Genomic DNA, 16,333 nt, shown 5'->3' with positions numbered 1-16,333 from the left:
GCCCGAGGCTGTGACCCAAGCCGCGGCGGGGGGCGTAGATGCGGCATCGTCCCCCGCACGAGGATGCCCGTCATGTCCCTCATCGCCCGGTTCCAGGACGGCCTGGCCGCGCTCAAGGCCTATGCGGATCATCCCGATCCCCGCGTCGCCACGGCGAATTTCTTCGCGCTGCTGGTCGCCTCAAACCAGCCCTTCTACCCGCTGTACTTCTACTGGACGGTCGGTCCCGACATCGGCCCCACGGCCTGGACCTTCCTGTCGACGCCGTTCTTCCTGGCGGTGCCCGCCCTGTCGCGCTGGAACACGCTGATCGGGCGGGCGATGCTGCCTGTCGCCGGCATCGCCAACACGCTGCTCTCGGCCAAGGTGTTCGGCGTCGCCTCGGGCGTCGAGATCTTCCTCGTGCCCTGCGCGGTGCTGGCGCTGCTGATTTTCCGGCCCCATGAGCGCTGGATCGCGGCCTTCCCGCTCGCCGGCTTCTGCTTCCTGGCCTACGCCCTGTTTCACGGCGCCTATGGCGCGCCGTTCCATCTCTACAGCGAGGCGGAATATGCCGCCCTGCTGCGCCTCAACATGATGAGCGCGGGAGGGCTGACCGCCTTCACCGCGCTCTCCTTCTCGACCCTGCTGGCGGAGGCGGAGACCGCCGCCTCAGGCAAAGCGCCGGGCGGCGGCATAGCCCGCGACTGAGGCGCTTGCCGTCAGCACCGTGCCCCAGATCATGTCGGCGACGGTGATGATGGCCGGCCAGTCGCGCAGCGTCGCATGGTTGGTCAGGTCATAGGTGCCGTAGGCGACGAAACCCAGCGCCGCGCCGTGCAGCGCCGCCGTCGCCAGCCGGCCGGTCGCGAGGGCGGGGCGGATCGCGAAGAAGACGATGCCGGCGATGTAGATCACATAAAACAGGATGGCGGGCGCGAGCCGGAAGCTCGGGGCCAGAAGATCGCCCAGCAGCGGGCGGTACATCAGATCGGCCATGGTCGAGAGCCAGACCGCATCGACCGCGAGAAAGGCGAGGGCGGCGGCGACATAGGCCGTCAGGAGGGTTTTCAAGGGGGCTCTCCGGGTTGCTGTGTGATGGTTACGCCCCCAGATGCCGGCGGGATCACATTGCGCGTGATCGTGAAACCGGCGGCGCTCCTGCCGCGTATTCAGGGACCGAAACGATTGGAGAGGACGCCATGATGCTGAAGACGATGCTGATCGCCCTTGGCCTGTCGATCGCCCCGGTGCTGCCGGCGCTGGCCAACAGTGCCGATCCGAGCGGCGTCTGGTTGCGCGACGACGGCAATGCGCGCGTGCGCATCGCGCCCTGCGGCAGCAACATCTGCGCGACCAATGTCTGGATCAAGGACACGAGCGGCGGCGAGGAGGTCGGCGACCGGCTGGTGCTGACGCTGAAGCCCGAGGGCGGCGACAGCCTGAAGGGCGAAGCCTTCGATCCCAAGCGCAACCGCCGCTTCGCGATGACGCTGACGGTCAAGCCTGACGGTCTCTCGACGCGCGGCTGCATCATCGGCGTGCTCTGCAAGACCGTGAACTGGACCCCGGCGCAGTAGGATCGGAACGCCCGCGCCATTCTTTGTGCGATGTTTACGTTTGGATGCCGATTGTCGTGTATGTGTGACACACACGTGTGAGTCTCTCAGACTGGACGAGCCGGTTGACTTCGTATCCTCCCGCGCCCTCGCAACCGTCGGGTCAGGTCGCCGCCGCGCTTCTCCCGATCGTGCGCCGCAACTATCTGCCGGCGCTGTTCGTCAATTTCGCGGCGTCGCTTGCGGTCACCCTGCTCGCCTGGTCCGCCGGGATCGTGTGGGTGTGGTGGTGGCTGGCCTTGGTGGCGGCGGTGTCGCTGCTGCGAATCGTCGCCCACCATGCACTCGGTGGCGCGATGCGGGCCACCGTCACGCCCGAGCGCCAGATCCTGATCGCGGGCCTCGGCATGCTGGCGGCGGCGGGCTGCTGGGCCGTGCTGGCCTGGCTGCTGCTCACCACGCCCGACCCTCTGGTTCGCTACAGCGCCAGCATCGTCTTTGCCGGCATGGCGGCCGGGGCCATCGGCATCCTGGCGCCCTTCAGCTGGATCGGGCCGTTCTACATCACGCTTCTGATGGTGCCCGGTTGCGTTCGCCTGATGACGCTGCCGGGGCAGGAATCGGTGATCGGCGTCCTCGGGCTGATCTTCGCGGGCGTGATGATCGTCGGGCATCGCGCCAATCGGATGCTGCTGCTGCAATCGGTCCAGCTCGGGCAGCGCAACAACGAGTTGATGGCGGAGATCCTGGACGCCAACCAGACTCTCGAGAACAAGGTGCGCGAACGCACCGAGACTCTCGAGCATCAGGCCTCGCATGATCTGCTGACGGGCCTGTTCAACCGCCGCGGCCTGACCGAACAGTTCGAGCGGATTGCCGAGGACGAGCCCATGCGGGCCTATTTCCTCGATCTGAATCGCTTCAAGCGCATCAACGACACGCTCGGCCACGAGGCCGGCGATTATGTGCTGCGGGAGGTCGCGACGCGCCTCATGACCCGCCTGCCCAAGGAGGCGATGATCGCGCGCTGGGGCGGCGACGAACTCGTGGTGGTGATGCCGGCCTCGCTCAGCGAGGCCCCGGTCATCGACGGGCTGGAGAGCCTGTTCCGCACGGCTTTCGTCTTCTACGGGCAGACGCTCGACGTCGGTGCCAGCATCGGCGTCGCCAGCAGCCCGGCCGACGGGCAGAGCCTCGAGGAGCTGATCTGGGCGGCCGATCTCGCGGCGGCCGAGGCCAAGCGGCAGAACTCGGCCTCGCCGCTGCGCTACGATCACTCGCTCGCGGTCGCCCTGCAGCGCCGCGAGCGCATCGCCGACGACATCGCGCCGGGGCTCCGGCAGGATCAGTTCTGGCTGGCCTTCCAGCCCATCGTCGCGGCCGCGACCGGAGACCTGCATGGGTTCGAGGCGCTGCTGCGCTGGAACCACCCGACGCTGGGCACCCTGGCGCCCGACGAGTTCATCCCGATCGCGGAGGAGAGCAACCAGATCGCCATGGTCGGGGCCTGGGTTCTGGACCGGGCCTGTGCCGCGGCGGCGCGCTGGCAGGGGGGCGGCGTTCGCGCCGCCGTCGCGGTCAATTGCTCGGTGCGCCAGCTCTCGCAGCCCGAATTCGTCGACATCGTCCGCCATGCGCTCGATCGTCATCAGCTCGCGGCCAAGTGGCTGCATCTCGAGGTCACCGAATCGGTGTTCCTGCCCGCCGACGACGCGCAGATCCTCGCGGTGCTGACGCAGCTCGACGCGCTCGGGATCTGCCTCGCCGTCGATGATTTCGGCACGGGCTATTCGTCTCTGGCGCGGCTGCGCGATTTCCCGATGCGGCAGATCAAGATCGACAAGTCCTTCATCGCCGACATCAACGGCCGGTCGCGCTCGGTGATCGAGGGCGCCGCGCTGATCGCCCGGCGCTTCGACCTGCAGATCGTGGCCGAGGGGGTGGAAACCGAGGAGCAGGCGGCGGCGCTTTTGTCGCTCGGCATCGATTCCTTCCAGGGTTATCTCGTCGGCCGCCCCGTCGAGCAGCCGCAGACCGCCGTGAATTGCCCCTGGCTCGACCCCAAGCAGGCGATCGCGGGATAGGCTGAAGCGGCCCCCGCGCCCTGGCCGCGCAAGGCGCCTGCGCGAATCGCAGTTCCCTGTATGCAGCACGCTGCTATGCTGGCGTCACCGGATTTGAAACGGTTGAACCGGCAAGAAACCAGAGGATTCGCCATGCCCGCCGCCAGCACGCCCGCCCATGACAAGGTCGCCATCATCACCGGAGCCGGCTCGGGCGTCGGGCGGGCGGTGGCGCTCGCCTTCCTGAAGGACGGCTACCGCACCGTGCTGGCCGGGCGCCGTGCGGATGCGCTCGAGGAGACGATCGCGCTGTCGGGCGTCGCCGCCGGGCGGGCCCTGGCGGTGCCGACCGACGTCACCGACAAGGCCTCGGTGCAGGCGCTCTTTGCCAGGACGACCGCCGCCTTCGGCCGCGTCGACGTGCTGTTCAACAATGCCGGCGTCAACGCGCCGGGCGGCATCATGCTGGAAGACCTCTCGCTGGAGGACTGGCAGAAGGTGGTCGACACCAACCTGACCGGCCCGTTCCTGTGCACGCAGGAGGCGTTCAAGGCGATGCGCGACCAGGTTCCCCAGGGCGGCCGCATCATCAACAACGGCTCGATCTCGGCCCATGCGCCGCGGCCGAACTCGGTCGCCTACACGGCGACCAAGCACGCCATCACCGGCCTGACCAAGACCGCTTCGCTAGACGGGCGCAAATACGGCATCGCCGTCGGCCAGGTCGACATCGGCAACGCGCTGACCGAGATGGCCCGCAAGATGACCACGGGCGTGCCGCAGGCGGATGGCTCGATCAAGGTCGAGGCCGTCATGGACGTCGACAACGTCGCGACGACCGTGCTGCACATGGCGAGCCTGCCGCCGGAGGCGAATGTGCTCTTCGTCACGGTGATGGCGACGACCGCGCCTTTCGTCGGGCGGGGTTGATTGCAGCGTCATGCCCGGGCTTGACCCGGGCATCTCCGGCAGGGGATTCTCGGGTCTTCGCTTCGCTGCGCCCGAGAATGACGGCCTGGTAGCCCCAAATGAGTGAGCCTTTTCCGGTCGAGGCGAAAACCGCCCGCGCCTACACCCTGACCATCTGGGGAATCGCGCTGGGCATCCTCGTCTTCGCCAGCGGCGTCGTCGCCTGGGCGCTGGCGGTCGGCAATGCCCAGTTGTTCAAGGACGGCGTCGACTGGGTCTACGACGTCGCGCTCTACGGCATCGCCGCCATCGTCTTCGGGCGCGATGCCCGGGCCGAGCGGCTGGCGGCCATGGCGATCGGCGCGGTGATGGCGATGGCCGGCCTGCACACGCTCTACGACCTCGCCGCCAAGATCATCACGCCACGGCCGATCGAGGTCTGGGCGCTGGGCTTCTCGGCCGGCAGCGCGGTCGTCATCGCGGTTCTGATCGTCGGCGTCCTCTGGCGTTTCCGGGGCGAAGCCAACCCGGTGATCAAGGCGACCTGGCTGTCGTCGCGCAACGACGTGATTTCGACGACCGGCTTCGCCCTGCTCGGGCTGGCGGCCCGCGTCGCCCCGGTGCGCTGGCCGGAATATCTCTTCGATCTCTTCGTCGCGGGCCTGTGCTTCCAGGCGAGCTGGGCGATCTGGCGGTCGCTCCGCCCGAAGCCTGCCGAGGTGCCTGTGCAGAACAAGGCGGCGACAGCCCCCGCAGCCGGGCTATAAAGGCGGCCTGCCTTCCCGGGAAAGCCGCCATGTCGATCGCCGAGAAACTGCCCTCCATCCTCATCGCCAATCGCGGCGAGATCGCCTGCCGGGTCATCCGTACGGCCAGGCGCCTGGGCCTGCGCACCATCGCCGTCTACTCCGATGCCGATGCGGAAGCGCTGTTCGTGCAGATGGCCGATGAGGCCTACCGGATCGGCCCGGCGCCGGCGCGCGAGAGCTATCTCGACGCGGCCAAGATCCTGGCGGTGGCGAAGGAAGCCGGCGCCGCCTGCATCCATCCCGGCTACGGCTTCCTGTCGGAGAACGCCGACTTTGCCGAGGCCTGCGCGCAGGCCGGCATCGTCTTCGTCGGGCCCCCGGCCTCCGCGATCCGGGCCATGGGGCTGAAGGATGCCGCCAAGGCTCTGGTCGAGAAGGCCAGCGTGCCGGTGGTGCCGGGCTATCACGGGGCCGAGCAGGGCGTCGATTTCCTGGCGAAGGATGCACAGCGGATCGGCTATCCCGTGCTGATCAAGGCGGTCGCCGGCGGCGGCGGCAAGGGCATGAAGAAGGTCGATCGGCCGGAGGATTTCGCGGATGCGCTGACGAGCGCCCAGCGCGAGGGCCAGAGCGCCTTCGGCGACGGGCGCGTGCTGGTCGAGAAATATGTGCTCGCGCCGCGCCATGTCGAAATCCAGGTCTTCGGCGACAGCCATGGCAACGTCGTCCATCTCTTCGAGCGCGACTGCTCGCTGCAGCGCCGCCACCAGAAGGTCATCGAGGAGGCGCCGGCGCCGGGCATGACCGCGGAGGTCCGCGCCGCCATGGGCAAGGCCGCCACCGAAGCGGCGAAAGCGGTCGGCTATGTCGGGGCCGGCACCGTCGAGTTCATCGCCGACGGGCGCGACGGCCTGCGCGCCGACCGCTTCTATTTCATGGAAATGAACACGCGGCTTCAGGTCGAGCATCCGGTGACGGAAGCGATCACGGGGCTCGATCTGGTCGAGCTGCAATTGAAGGTCGCCGCCGGCGAGCCGCTCGGCTTCTCCCAGGCCGAGGTTACAGCGACCGGCCATGCCGTCGAGGCGCGGCTTTATGCCGAGGATCCGGAGAAGGGCTTCCTGCCGTCCACCGGCAAGCTCTGGGCGCTGCAGTTCCCGGAGGCCGAGGGCATCCGCATCGACACCGGCGTCGAGGCCGGCGACACGGTGACGCCCTTCTATGATCCGATGATTGCCAAGGTGATCGCCCATGGCGCGACGCGAGACGAGGCACTGGACCGTCTGGGCGCGGCGCTGGGCGAGACGGCCGTTGCCGGGCCGCGGACCAATCTGGCCTTCCTGAAGGCGCTGACGGAGGCTCCGGGCTTTCGCGAGGGGCCCTTCGACACCGGCTTCATCGAGCGCAACATCTCGGCGCTCGGGGCCGAGCCGCAGCCGCTCGATGCCGCGGCGGTCGCAGCGGCGGCGCTCCAGCTCGAGGAGGAGCGGGAGGTCGCGGTCGTGATGCAGGCGGCCGAGCGGGCCGATGGCGAGGCGCGCTCGCCCTGGCTCGTGGCGGACGCCTTCTCGCTGATGCCGCGTCCGGCGCTCGGACTGCCGCTGCTGGTCGATGGCGAGCGGGTCGAGGCGCGGATCGAGTGGCACGAGGCCGGTGCCCGCGTCAGTCTCCCCGGCCACGACATCGACGAGGGCGAGCACGAGATCGCGCTGGCGCAAGGCGAGCGCGGCACCTGGCTGGCGCTGCATCGCGGCCGGCAGACCTCCGTTGCGCTGTTCGACCCCTTCGCCGTCGATCTCGACGCTGCGGCGGGGTCCGGCGGCGTCATCAAGGCGCCGATGCACGGCAAGCTGATCGCGCTCTTCGTGGCCGCCGGGGATGCGGTCGTGAAGGGTCAGCGGCTCGCCATCGTCGAGGCGATGAAGATGGAGCATGTCCTGACCGCCCCGCGCGACGGCACGGTCAGCGAGATCGGCGCCGCGCCTGGCGCGCAGGTGGCGGAAGGCGCGAAGGTCGTGGTGCTGGAAGAATAGGCGAATCGCGGGCGTCACTTGCCGGCGTTTGCTTGCTTGCTTTGCGAGGACCACGCGTCATTGCGAGCGGAGCGAAGCCATCCAGCAGACACCCAGCGCGCAGGCCGAATTGCTTCGCTGCGCTCGCAATTCCGGGTGGAGGCGCCGCTACCCCAGCCGCCCGACGACCGGGAACTGCTCGACCTCGTAGATCTGGCCGGAAACCGGTGCGCTCTCCTCCGACAGCCAGAAGGCCGTATGGGCGGCGATCTCGGCGGGCTGCATGATGCGGCCGGTCGGCGCGTGGCGGAGCGGGACTTGCGTTTCCCAGCCCGGCTTGCGGCCCTCGCGCTGCTGGGTCGCGTCCTCGTTGGCGGTGAAGGTCCAGCCGACATTGAGCTGGTTGACGCGGATGCGCTCGGGCCCCAGCGCGTCGGCGAGGTTGCGCGTCATCGTCATCAGCGCGCCCTTGGACATGGAATAGACGGTGAGGTTGGACAGGCCGCACCAGGCGTTGAGCGAGCCGACGGTGACGATCGCGCCGGCCGAGCCTTGCGCGCGGAAGGCGCGGATCGCCGCCTCGGCGCAGAGCAGCGGGGCGCGCGTGTTGACCGCGAACATATGGTCGAAGAACGCGGCCGTGGTCTCGCCGATCACGCCGCGCGGATAGATGCCGGCATTGTTGACGAGCCCGTCGATGCGGCCGAAGGCCGCCACGGTCGCATCGACCAGGGCCTGCGCCGTCGCGGGATCGGCGAGGTCGCCCGAAGCACCTCGCGTGGCCGGTCCGAGTTCGCGGCAGGTGGCGTCGACCTCGGCCTGGTCGAGGCCGTGAACCAGGACCTTGGCGCCCTCGGCGATGAGCCGCTCCGCCATGGCGCGTCCGATTCCGTGCGAGGAGCCGGTGACGAGAAAGACCTTGCCCGACAACCCACGCATGACATGCTCCGTTCGATTCCATTTGCCCTGCGGCCCGAGGTCGCTTCGGCAGTCTGGCCCAGCGCAGCTGTGGAGAGCAACGCCGACCGCGCTGGTCCGGTTGTCCCTCCCGCACTAGATTGTCGGCCATGGCTCTCCATCTGCTCAAGCTCTGCGTCGGCGCCGATTCGATCGGCGATCTCGAAGACTGGATCGAGGAGCGCCTGACACTGGAGCGGCGGCTGGGCCGCACGGCCGAGCAGATCCACACCACCCGCATGGTGCCCAAGCGTCTCGACGAACTGCTCGACGGCGGCTCGCTCTACTGGGTGATCAAGGGCCAGATCTGCGCGCGGCAGAAGCTTCTGGCGGTCCGTCCCTTCACCGATGGCGACGGCATCGGCCGCTGCCATCTCGTGCTGGAGCCGGTCGTCGTGCCGCTGGAGCCGCGCCCGTGCCGGCCGTTCCAGGGTTGGCGCTACCTCACCGACAAGGATGCGCCGCGTGACATCGACGGCCGCAGCGGCGATCTCGGCGCGATGCCGGAGGCGCTGCGGCGGGAACTGGCGGAGCTGGGGCTGCTTTAAACGCCATCTGTCGCTCGCGATGCGGTGCAGAACGGGACAGGGGCGGGCCCCGCCGCTCAGCGGACCTCGATGCTCCGCCTCGCCAGCACGCTGAGGCCGTCGCCCGCCTTGAGGATGTAGCGGATGTCGTAGCGTCCCGGCTTGTCGGGCGCTGCGAGCCGTCCGTCCGAGGCAGCCTGCGTATAGACATAGCTCAGCTCGCCGCTGGTCTCGCGGGAGCCGGCCGGGACGAGGTCGACATAGTCGCCCTCGCCATTGGGCCCTTGCCATGACACGGCAAAGTCCTCGCCCGGCCGGACGCTGGCGGGGGCTTCGAGGCTGGCCGTGGCGGCCCGGACGGTCAGCGGCACCTCGGCGAGAATCGTGTGTCCTCCGGCCGCCGCGAGGACATAGCGGATGCGGTAGGCGCCGGGAGCGCCGGGCGCCCGGAGCGCCACGGTTTCCTGGTCCTCCGACTGCTCGACATAGGCATAGGCGAGCTCGCCTGAGGCGTCGCGATGCCCCTGTCGTACCAGATCAATATAGTCTCCCGCCGCGCCGGGACCGCGCCAGTGGACCGAGATATTGGAGCCGGCCACCGCATCGGGCGGGAAGGCGAGCGTCGCCACGGAGGGCGTGACCTCCAGCGGGATGGCGACCAGCGTCTTGCGGCCGTCCGGGGCGGCGAGGATGTAGCGCAGCTGATAGGGACCGGCCTCGCCGGGAGCCTTCAACCGGACCGGGTTGCCGCTGTCGAGATAGGCATAGGCGATCTCGCCATCGGGCGCCGTATGCCCACGGCGGACGAGATCGACATAATCGCCCGGTTGGCCGGGCCCCTTCCAGGACACGTCGAAGCTCGTGCCGGCCGCGATGCGGGCCGGGGCCTCGAGCGCATGGGGGGCGTCTGCCACCTCGATGCGCGTCGTCGCCAGCGCATGCCGGCCGTCGGGACCCATCCAGACATAGCGCAGCTCATAGCTGCCGGGCCGGCCGGGCGCGCGCAGCGTCGCGCCCTTGCCGCCCTCGACATAGACGTAGGACAGCTCCGCGTCGAAGCCCTTGCTCCCGGCCGGGACGATGTCGAGATAGTCGCCGGCGGCGCCGGGGCCGGTCCAGTCCGCGGCGAAGCTCTGGCCGATGCTCGGCTTTGCGCTGGTTCGGACCGTCGCTGCCGGCCGCTTGACGGCGGTCGCTGCCGCGGGGCGGACCGTGCCGCTGACGGTGGTCTTGAGCGCATCCTGCAGCTGTGCGGCATTGGCGGCGGCGATGTAGCGGCCCCCGGTCTTCTCGGCCAGGCAGGCGACCTTGCGGCCGTCCTCGCGCGACAGGTCGAAACCGACGACATGTGCCGTGAAGCCAACCCCCGCCTTGGCGAGTTCGGCCCCCAGCGCGCAGGGGTCGGCCTGGCAGGTCTCGATGCCGTCGGTGATCAGGATGACGGTGGCCTTCTCTTCGGTATAGCGCAGCGCGATGGCGGCCTGCCTGACCGCCTCCGTCAGCGGCGTCTTGCCGAGGAAGCGCAGTTTCCCGGCTGCCTCGTTGATCGCGCCGGCCTTGTTGCGGCCCGGCGCCACCACCAGCTCGATGTCGGAGCAATTGCCCCTTTCGCGATGGCCATAGGCGAGCAGGCCGATCTCATTCTCCGGTGCCATCCCGCCCAGGACGGTTCTCAGCGCCTCGCGGGCGATCTCGAGCTTGGGCTTGCCGTCGATCCGGCCCCACATGGAGCCCGAGGCGTCGAGCACGATCAGGGATTGCTCGGCCCTTGCCGGGGTGGCCACCGCCAGCAACACGCCCAGGGCCATCATCCAGATCCGCATCAACACCTCCGTGCCGAGCCACTTCAGGGGGAGGCCGCGTCCAGACGAGCCTTCGCCAGAGATAACGGCCATGCTGCCGCGCGGGAAGGGGATCGGCGGGAAACAGCGCCTGGCGGCTCGAGCCTGCGTCCTCGCCCGCCTCTCACACCGCGATATTGTCGATCAGCCGCGTCGCGCCGAGCCGGGCGGCGACCAGCAGGCGAATCGGTCCGTCGGCGAGCGAGGTCACCGGGGCCAGCGTGTCGGCATGGCGGGCTTCGAGATAGTCGAGCTCGAAGCCGGCCGAGATGATCTCGCCCTGAGCCTCGCCGACGGCGCGAAAGAGGTCCTCGCGGTTGCGGATGCGGACCGCCAGCGCCTGCATCACCGTATGCAGCAGCGGCGCCAGCGCGCGATCCTGCGGCGCGAGGTAGCGGTTGCGCGAGGACATGGCGAGGCCGTCGGCCTCGCGGAAGGTCGGCAGCGGCACGATCTCGATTCCGAGGTCGAGATCGGCGGCCATGCGGGTCACGACCTTGAGCTGCTGGTAGTCCTTCTCGCCGAAGACCGCGAGATCGGCGCGCGACTGGGTGAACAGCTTGCAGCAGATTGTCGCGACGCCCTCGAAATGGGTCGGCCGGAAGCGGTCGTCGAGCCCGACCGCGGCCGGCCCCAGCAGCAGCACGCGGGTGGCGAAGCCGGCCGGGTACATCTCCTCGACGGGCGGGAAGAACACCGCATCGGCGCCGGCGGCAACCAGCTTGGCGCAGTCGTCGTCGAAGGTGCGCGGATACTTCTTGAAGTCCTCATGCGGTGCGAACTGCGTCGGATTGACGAAGATCGTGACGATGACGCGCTGTGCGCGCCGCTGCGCTTCCTTGACGAGCGCGATATGGCCTTCATGGAGCGCGCCCATCGTCGGCACGAGGCCGACCTTCTTGCCCGCGGCATGCCAGCCCGCGACGGCCTGCCGCATCGCGGCGACGGTCTCGAAGATCGCGATCCCGGTCATGGCGCTTCTTTCGTCAATGGGCTGTGCAGTCGGTCATGTCGCGTCGGGGGACGGGTAGCAAATGTCCGGCAAACCGCCAATATCAAGGCCATGACGGACAAGAGCGACAAGGCACTGGACAAGCGGGCCGGCACGGGCGTGGCGGCGGGCCGTTCGGCGCCCGGCGAGATCGACCGCTTCCTGGGGGCGGCGAAGCAACTCGCGCCATTGGCGACGGGGCAGGCGGGACGGCTCGTCTTCGCGCTCGACGCCACGATGAGCCGCCAGCCGACCTGGGACCTCGCCTGCTCGCTGCAGGCGCGGATGTTCGAGGTCGCGGCGACGAGCGGCGGGCTCGCCGTGCAGCTCGTCTATTTCCGCGGGCTGGCCGAATGCCGCGCCTCGGGCTGGGTCGGCGAGCCGCGCCGGCTGAACGGGCTGATGTCGGGCATTGCCTGCCAGGGCGGCCAGACGCAGATCGCCCGCGTGCTGAAGCATGTCCGCGACGAGGCGCGCAGCGTGCCGATCCGCGCCTTCGTCTTCGTCGGCGATGCGATGGAGGAGGAGGTCGATGCGCTGGCCGGTCTGGCGGGCGAGCTCGGCCTGCGCGGCATCCGCGGCTTCCTGTTCCAGGAGGGGCATGATCCCGCCGCAAGCGCGGCCTTCGCCACCATGGCCCGGCTGACCGGCGGCGCCCATGCCCGCTTCGACGCGGCCGCGCCGGATTCGCTGCTCGATCTGCTGCGCGCCGCCGCCGCCTATGCGGCGGGCGGGCGCGAGGCGATGCTGAAGCTCGCCGCCGGCAGCCCGGCCGTGCGCGGGCTGCTGGGATCGATGGACGGAGGTCGGCGGTGACGCTGCTTTACGGGATCGCCGCCGTTCTGCTGATCTGGTGGCTGTCGAAGCTGTTCGCGAGCACCAATCCGAAGGTGCTCGCCAAGGCGCTCAAGGGCGGAGGCGGTGTGCTGTCGCTGGGCGTCGCCGCCCTGCTGATGATGCGCGGCCGCGCCGACATGGCGATCTTCGTCGGCGGCATCGGCGCCTGGCTGCTCGGCTGGAGCGCGACCGGGCCCGGCGGCATCCGCTTTCCCTGGGGGGCGTCCTCGACCGAGACGCCTGGGGCGCGCTCGCGCGTCGCCTCGCAGCTGCTGGCGATGGAACTCGATCATGACAGCGGCGGCATGACCGGGACGGTCAGCGCCGGCCGCTTCGCCGGCCGCAGCCTCGATGATCTGACGCTGGCGGAGATTGCCGATCTGATGCGCGAATGCCTCGCGCAGGATCCCGAGGGCGCCCGCCTGCTAGAGGCTTATCTCGACCGCCGGTCGCCCGGCTGGCGTGAAGACGCTGATCGTCACCGCGACGCGGGGCAGGGCCGCGCGCCGGGCGCGGGCGCGATGTCGGATCAGGAGGCCTACGAGATCCTGGGGCTTCAGCCGGGGGCGGGTGAGGAGGCGATTCGCCAGGCTCATCGAACCCTGATGAAGCGCATCCACCCGGATGCCGGGGGCACCAGCGGTCTTGCCGCCCGCGTCAACCAGGCCAAGGACGTCCTTCTGAAGTGAGCTGCCCGCCGGGAAGAGGGAGGAAGTCGGGTACGACATGCCAGCGTTCCTTGTCCTTGTCCTTGACCGTCAGCCGCGGGTGGCGAAGCAGGCGAAGCCGTCGCGCTTCAGCCGGGCGCAGGCGTTCTGGGCGTCCTTGGAGTCGTCGAAGCCGGCGAAGCGGGCGCGGAAGAGCGTCGAGCCGCCCTTCTCGACCTTCTCGGTCACGGCGGTGACCTCGGCGAGCGGGCCGGCGGCCTTGGCGCGGGCGCGGGCGAGGATGTCCTTCGCCTTGGCCTCGTCATCGGTCGCGCCGAGCTGGATGATCCATTTGCCGGTCGTGGTGGCGGGGCGGACCTCGGCCTTCCGGGCGGGTTCGGGCGCCTTGTCGACGGCTTTGGCGACGGTGGTCACCCCCGCCTCGTGAGCCTTCTCCGCGGCAGCGGGGGCGGCTGCGAGCTTCGGGGCCGGCGCTTCCGCGGGTTCGGCGACCTTGGCGATCGAGGAGGTGACGTCGACATTCGCGGGCGGACGCAGGACCTTGCCGTCGGCGGCGGGGGCGCCGATCGACCAGCGCATCGCCGGCGGGGTCGTGGTGGCGGTGACCGGACGCATGCCGGAGACCTGCAGGGGCGGCTGGACGCTGGCGCTGACGGGGCGCGGCGGGGCGACCGGCGTCGTCGTCGGCACGGGCGCATAGGCACGGGCGGCGGCGGGCAGCGGCGCCGGGGCTTCCGCCTCGATGCGGGGACGCGGCACCGGGAGAGGGCTGGATTCGAGCGCGGCGGCGGCGACGACCGGCGCGGCCGGGCGCTGACGCTCCGGGGCGCGCTCCTGAACGCGCTCCTGCGGACGCTCCTCGGGCTCGGGGGCCTCTGCGACCATGGTCGAGGCGCGACCGCTGGTCGCGGCCCTGGGCAGCGTGGCGACGACGAGGTCGGCCATGATCTTGTCGCGCGAGGCGCCGGAGCGCCCGCCGAGGACGACCGAGACGACGTGGCGGCCATCGGCCTTGGCCGAGGTCATCAGGTTGAAGCCGGAGAGGCGGGTGTAGCCGGTCTTGATGCCGTCGACGCCCTCGATGCGGCCGAGCAGCTTGTTGTGGTTGCGATAGGCGCCGCCGGCATAGTTGAACACCCGCGTCGAGAACATCGGGTAGTAGCGCGGGAAGCGCTCCTGGATGGCGCGGGCGAGAATGGTGAGGTCGCGCGCCGTGGTCATGTTCGGCGGGCTGTGGGGCAGGCCGTGCGGGTTGTAGAAGGTGGTCCGGGCCATGCCGAGCGAGCGCGCGCGTGCCGTCATGATGCGGGCGAACTCATCCTCGGAGCCGCCGACATTCTCGGCCACCGCCATCGCCACGTCGTTGGCCGATTTGGTGATCAGGGCGAGGATCGCGTCGCGCACGGAGATCGTCTCGCCTGGGGCAAAGCCGATCTTGGAGGGCTCCTGACGGGCGGCATGGGCCGAAACCGTCAGCTCCGAATTCATGGTGAAGCGGCCGCGCTCCATCTGCTCGAACAGCACATAGAGCGTCATGACCTTGGTGATCGAGGCGGGGATGCGGGGCGCATCCTCGTTGACCGCGTGCAGCGTGCGGCCGGTGCGCGCATCGACGACCATCGCCGCATAGGGGGGCGCATAGCCGCCGCCGGCAGGGCGCTTCTTCTTGCGCGCCGCCTCGGCGGGAGAGGCGACGGCCGCGACCGCGATCGCGACGATGCCGATCATTGCCACCAGCGCACGCGAACGCACACGTCGGGACCCAACGCAACTGAAAGCCATGCAACCCGCCTCAACCGGAACTCTCGTTCCCCACAGCCGGCGTCACGCGACGTGGCATATGGGATACAGTCGAGGAGGTTAGGAGCGTGCGGTTACGGGTCCGTTAAAATGCCGGCTATTTCGCCAGCGCGGCGAGCGGCGTCGTGATGCAGCCCGTGCAATGCAGCACGACCTTGACATTCATGTTGCGGTGCACAATATGGATGCGGTCCCGGTGGTGAACCCTTTTTCATCTGACCCAGGGGCGACAGACCCGGGCCTTGAAGGCTCGTCAGCAAGAGGCGGCATGCGTGCCGAGGGAAGAAACATGATCCAGCAGTTCGAAACCATCCAGAAGGCCTCCAAAGAGAACGTCGACGCCGCCCTGAAGGCTTTCGGCGCCACCTCGAAGGGCGTGCAGACGCTCGCCGTCGAGGCGACCGACTACGCCAAGAAGTCCTTCGAGACCGGCACCGCCACGCTCGAGAAGCTGGCCGGCGTCAAGACCCTGGACAAGGCCATCGAGATCCAGACCGACTACGTCAAGACCGCCTTCGAGGGCGCCGTCGCCCAGATGACCAAGATGGGCGAGCTCTACGCCTCGATCGCCAAGGACGCCTACAAGCCGTTCGAGGGCATCGTCGCCAAGGCCGTTCCGGCCACCAAGTGAGCTGACCGGCGCCGCCCGCTCGCGGCGCCAGGCCTCACCGCTGAATCAAAGCCCGGCCGCGAGGCCGGGTTTTTTCGTCTTTGGGCGCCGAGCAAGCCCGCGGATGCCTGCGCGCGCGGCGTCATGCTTTCGGCGAACGGGGTTTCCTGTTACCTCTGGCTTCCCATCGATCGATGAGGGAATGCGATCATGTCCGACACCGCAACCCTTTCCGCGACGTTCCAGATCTCGATCCCGAAGGCTGTCCGACAGGCGCGCCATTGGAAAGCGGGCCAGGAGTTCGCCTTTGTGCCGAAGGGCACGGGCGTCCTGCTGGTCCCCGTGCCGTCGCCGGGAGATTTGAAGGGGCTGGCCAAAGGGGCCAACCCGGCTGATTTTCGTGATCGCAGCGATCGGGCCTGATGCGGCTGGTCGACACGTCGGCCTGGATCGAGTGGCTGATCGCATCGCCGACGGGCCAAACCCTGGAATCCTGGCTGCTGCCGCGCGAGGATTGGCTGGTCCCGACCATCGTTCAACTCGAGCTCGGCAAATGGCTCGTCCGCGAGGTCGGTGAGGACAAGGCTGATCAAGTCATCGCCTTCAGCCAGATGTGCGTCGTCGTCGCGCTCGATACCCGACTGGCCTTGCTGGCGGCGGAACTCTGCGCCCGGCACCGGCTGTCGACCGCCGATGCGATCGTCTACGTAACGGCCTTGGACCGCGGCGCCGATCTCTTGACCTGCGACGCGCATTTCGAGGGGCTCGGCAGTGTGACCTACTTCGCCAAGCTCAGCGGTGCCTAGCCCGGTCTCGGTGATGCCGAGCCGA

The 16,333-nt window shown here is 69.2% G+C and carries 17 protein-coding genes; 12 read left to right on the top strand and 5 right to left on the bottom strand.

Annotation, left to right across the window (positions count from 1 at the left end; all coding sequences use genetic code 11):
* The first annotated feature begins 72 nt into the window (after positions 1–72).
* Positions 73–690, top strand: coding sequence for a hypothetical protein (locus BSY19_RS18925; protein ID WP_069055497.1), 618 nt, complete (start codon positions 73–75; stop codon positions 688–690).
* Here the strand turns inward: BSY19_RS18925 and BSY19_RS18920 are convergent.
* Entirely contained in the window at positions 652–1,053 is a 402-nt protein-coding gene (locus BSY19_RS18920; protein ID WP_069055496.1) for a DUF2177 family protein, read from the bottom strand. The two genes, BSY19_RS18925 and BSY19_RS18920, sit on opposite strands and share 39 nt — an antisense overlap.
* 128 nt (positions 1,054–1,181) lie before the next feature.
* On the opposite strand from BSY19_RS18920, the gene BSY19_RS18915 reads away from it, so the two are divergent.
* The 5 genes from BSY19_RS18915 (at position 1,182) to BSY19_RS18895 (ending at position 7,292) form a co-directional block, all read left to right on the top strand.
* Positions 1,182–1,559, top strand: a complete 378-nt coding sequence (locus BSY19_RS18915) for a DUF2147 domain-containing protein (protein WP_069055495.1) — start codon at positions 1,182–1,184, stop codon at positions 1,557–1,559.
* Positions 1,560–1,663: 104 nt separating this feature from the next.
* Positions 1,664–3,622, top strand: coding sequence for a putative bifunctional diguanylate cyclase/phosphodiesterase (locus BSY19_RS18910; RefSeq protein WP_069055494.1), 1,959 nt, complete (start codon positions 1,664–1,666; stop codon positions 3,620–3,622).
* 132 nt (positions 3,623–3,754) lie between these two features.
* The gene (locus BSY19_RS18905; RefSeq protein WP_069055493.1) at positions 3,755–4,531 is read left to right on the top strand and encodes an SDR family oxidoreductase; all 777 of its coding nucleotides are present in this window, start codon (positions 3,755–3,757) and stop codon (positions 4,529–4,531) included.
* A 98-nt stretch (positions 4,532–4,629) separates the two neighbouring features.
* On the top strand, positions 4,630–5,277 hold the full coding sequence (locus tag BSY19_RS18900; protein ID WP_069055492.1) for a cation efflux transmembrane domain-containing protein: 648 nt from the start codon (positions 4,630–4,632) through the stop codon (positions 5,275–5,277).
* Positions 5,278–5,306: 29 nt separating this feature from the next.
* Positions 5,307–7,292, top strand: coding sequence for an acetyl-CoA carboxylase biotin carboxylase subunit (locus BSY19_RS18895; protein ID WP_069055491.1), 1,986 nt, complete (start codon positions 5,307–5,309; stop codon positions 7,290–7,292).
* Positions 7,293–7,439: 147 nt separating this feature from the next.
* Here the strand turns inward: BSY19_RS18895 and BSY19_RS18890 are convergent, their stop codons facing one another.
* Positions 7,440–8,210 (bottom strand): SDR family NAD(P)-dependent oxidoreductase, encoded by a 771-nt coding sequence (locus BSY19_RS18890; RefSeq protein WP_069055490.1) that lies wholly within the window; start codon positions 8,208–8,210, stop codon positions 7,440–7,442.
* A 128-nt stretch (positions 8,211–8,338) separates the two neighbouring features.
* On the opposite strand from BSY19_RS18890, the gene BSY19_RS18885 reads away from it, so the two are divergent.
* Positions 8,339–8,776: a DUF1489 family protein gene (locus BSY19_RS18885; RefSeq protein WP_069055489.1), complete on the top strand. Its 438-nt coding sequence runs from the start codon at positions 8,339–8,341 to the stop codon at positions 8,774–8,776.
* A 56-nt stretch (positions 8,777–8,832) separates the two neighbouring features.
* Here the strand turns inward: BSY19_RS18885 and BSY19_RS27655 are convergent, their stop codons facing one another.
* Together BSY19_RS27655 and panC are read right to left on the bottom strand one after the other, a co-directional pair.
* Positions 8,833–10,578 carry a VWA domain-containing protein gene (locus BSY19_RS27655; RefSeq protein ID WP_069055488.1) on the bottom strand — a complete coding sequence of 582 codons (1,746 nt, stop codon included), beginning with the start codon at positions 10,576–10,578 and terminating at the stop codon, positions 8,833–8,835.
* A 142-nt stretch (positions 10,579–10,720) separates the two neighbouring features.
* The gene (gene panC / locus BSY19_RS18875; protein ID WP_069055487.1) at positions 10,721–11,569 is read right to left on the bottom strand and encodes a pantoate--beta-alanine ligase; all 849 of its coding nucleotides are present in this window, start codon (positions 11,567–11,569) and stop codon (positions 10,721–10,723) included.
* Positions 11,570–11,659: 90 nt separating this feature from the next.
* On the opposite strand from panC, the gene BSY19_RS18870 reads away from it, so the two are divergent.
* Positions 11,660–12,403 carry a VWA domain-containing protein gene (locus BSY19_RS18870; RefSeq protein WP_236840404.1) on the top strand — a complete coding sequence of 248 codons (744 nt, stop codon included), beginning with the start codon at positions 11,660–11,662 and terminating at the stop codon, positions 12,401–12,403.
* Positions 12,400–13,113, top strand: coding sequence for a DnaJ domain-containing protein (locus BSY19_RS18865; protein WP_069055486.1), 714 nt, complete (start codon positions 12,400–12,402; stop codon positions 13,111–13,113). Before BSY19_RS18870 ends, BSY19_RS18865 begins: the two co-directional genes overlap by 4 nt.
* Positions 13,114–13,182: 69 nt before the next feature.
* Here BSY19_RS18865 and BSY19_RS18860 read toward each other — a convergent pair whose 3' ends face one another.
* Entirely contained in the window at positions 13,183–14,844 is a 1,662-nt protein-coding gene (locus BSY19_RS18860; protein ID WP_442856659.1) for an SPOR domain-containing protein, read from the bottom strand.
* 337 nt (positions 14,845–15,181) lie between these two features.
* Between BSY19_RS18860 and BSY19_RS18855 the strand changes: the two genes are divergently transcribed.
* The 3 genes from BSY19_RS18855 (at position 15,182) to BSY19_RS18845 (ending at position 16,308) form a co-directional block, all read left to right on the top strand.
* Positions 15,182–15,523: a phasin family protein gene (locus tag BSY19_RS18855; RefSeq protein ID WP_069055484.1), complete on the top strand. Its 342-nt coding sequence runs from the start codon at positions 15,182–15,184 to the stop codon at positions 15,521–15,523.
* Positions 15,524–15,712: 189 nt separating this feature from the next.
* Positions 15,713–15,925, top strand: coding sequence for an AbrB/MazE/SpoVT family DNA-binding domain-containing protein (locus BSY19_RS18850; RefSeq protein WP_069055483.1), 213 nt, complete (start codon positions 15,713–15,715; stop codon positions 15,923–15,925).
* Positions 15,925–16,308 carry a type II toxin-antitoxin system VapC family toxin gene (locus BSY19_RS18845; protein ID WP_069055482.1) on the top strand — a complete coding sequence of 128 codons (384 nt, stop codon included), beginning with the start codon at positions 15,925–15,927 and terminating at the stop codon, positions 16,306–16,308. The genes BSY19_RS18850 and BSY19_RS18845 overlap by 1 nt, the downstream gene beginning before the upstream one ends.
* Positions 16,309–16,333 lie beyond the last annotated feature (25 nt).

The organism is Bosea sp. RAC05, assembly GCF_001713455.1.
Classification (GTDB): Bacteria; Pseudomonadota; Alphaproteobacteria; order Rhizobiales; family Beijerinckiaceae; genus Allobosea.
The sequence above is the reverse complement of the archived record's forward strand: the minus strand, read 5'-3'. Positions and strand labels throughout refer to the sequence as shown.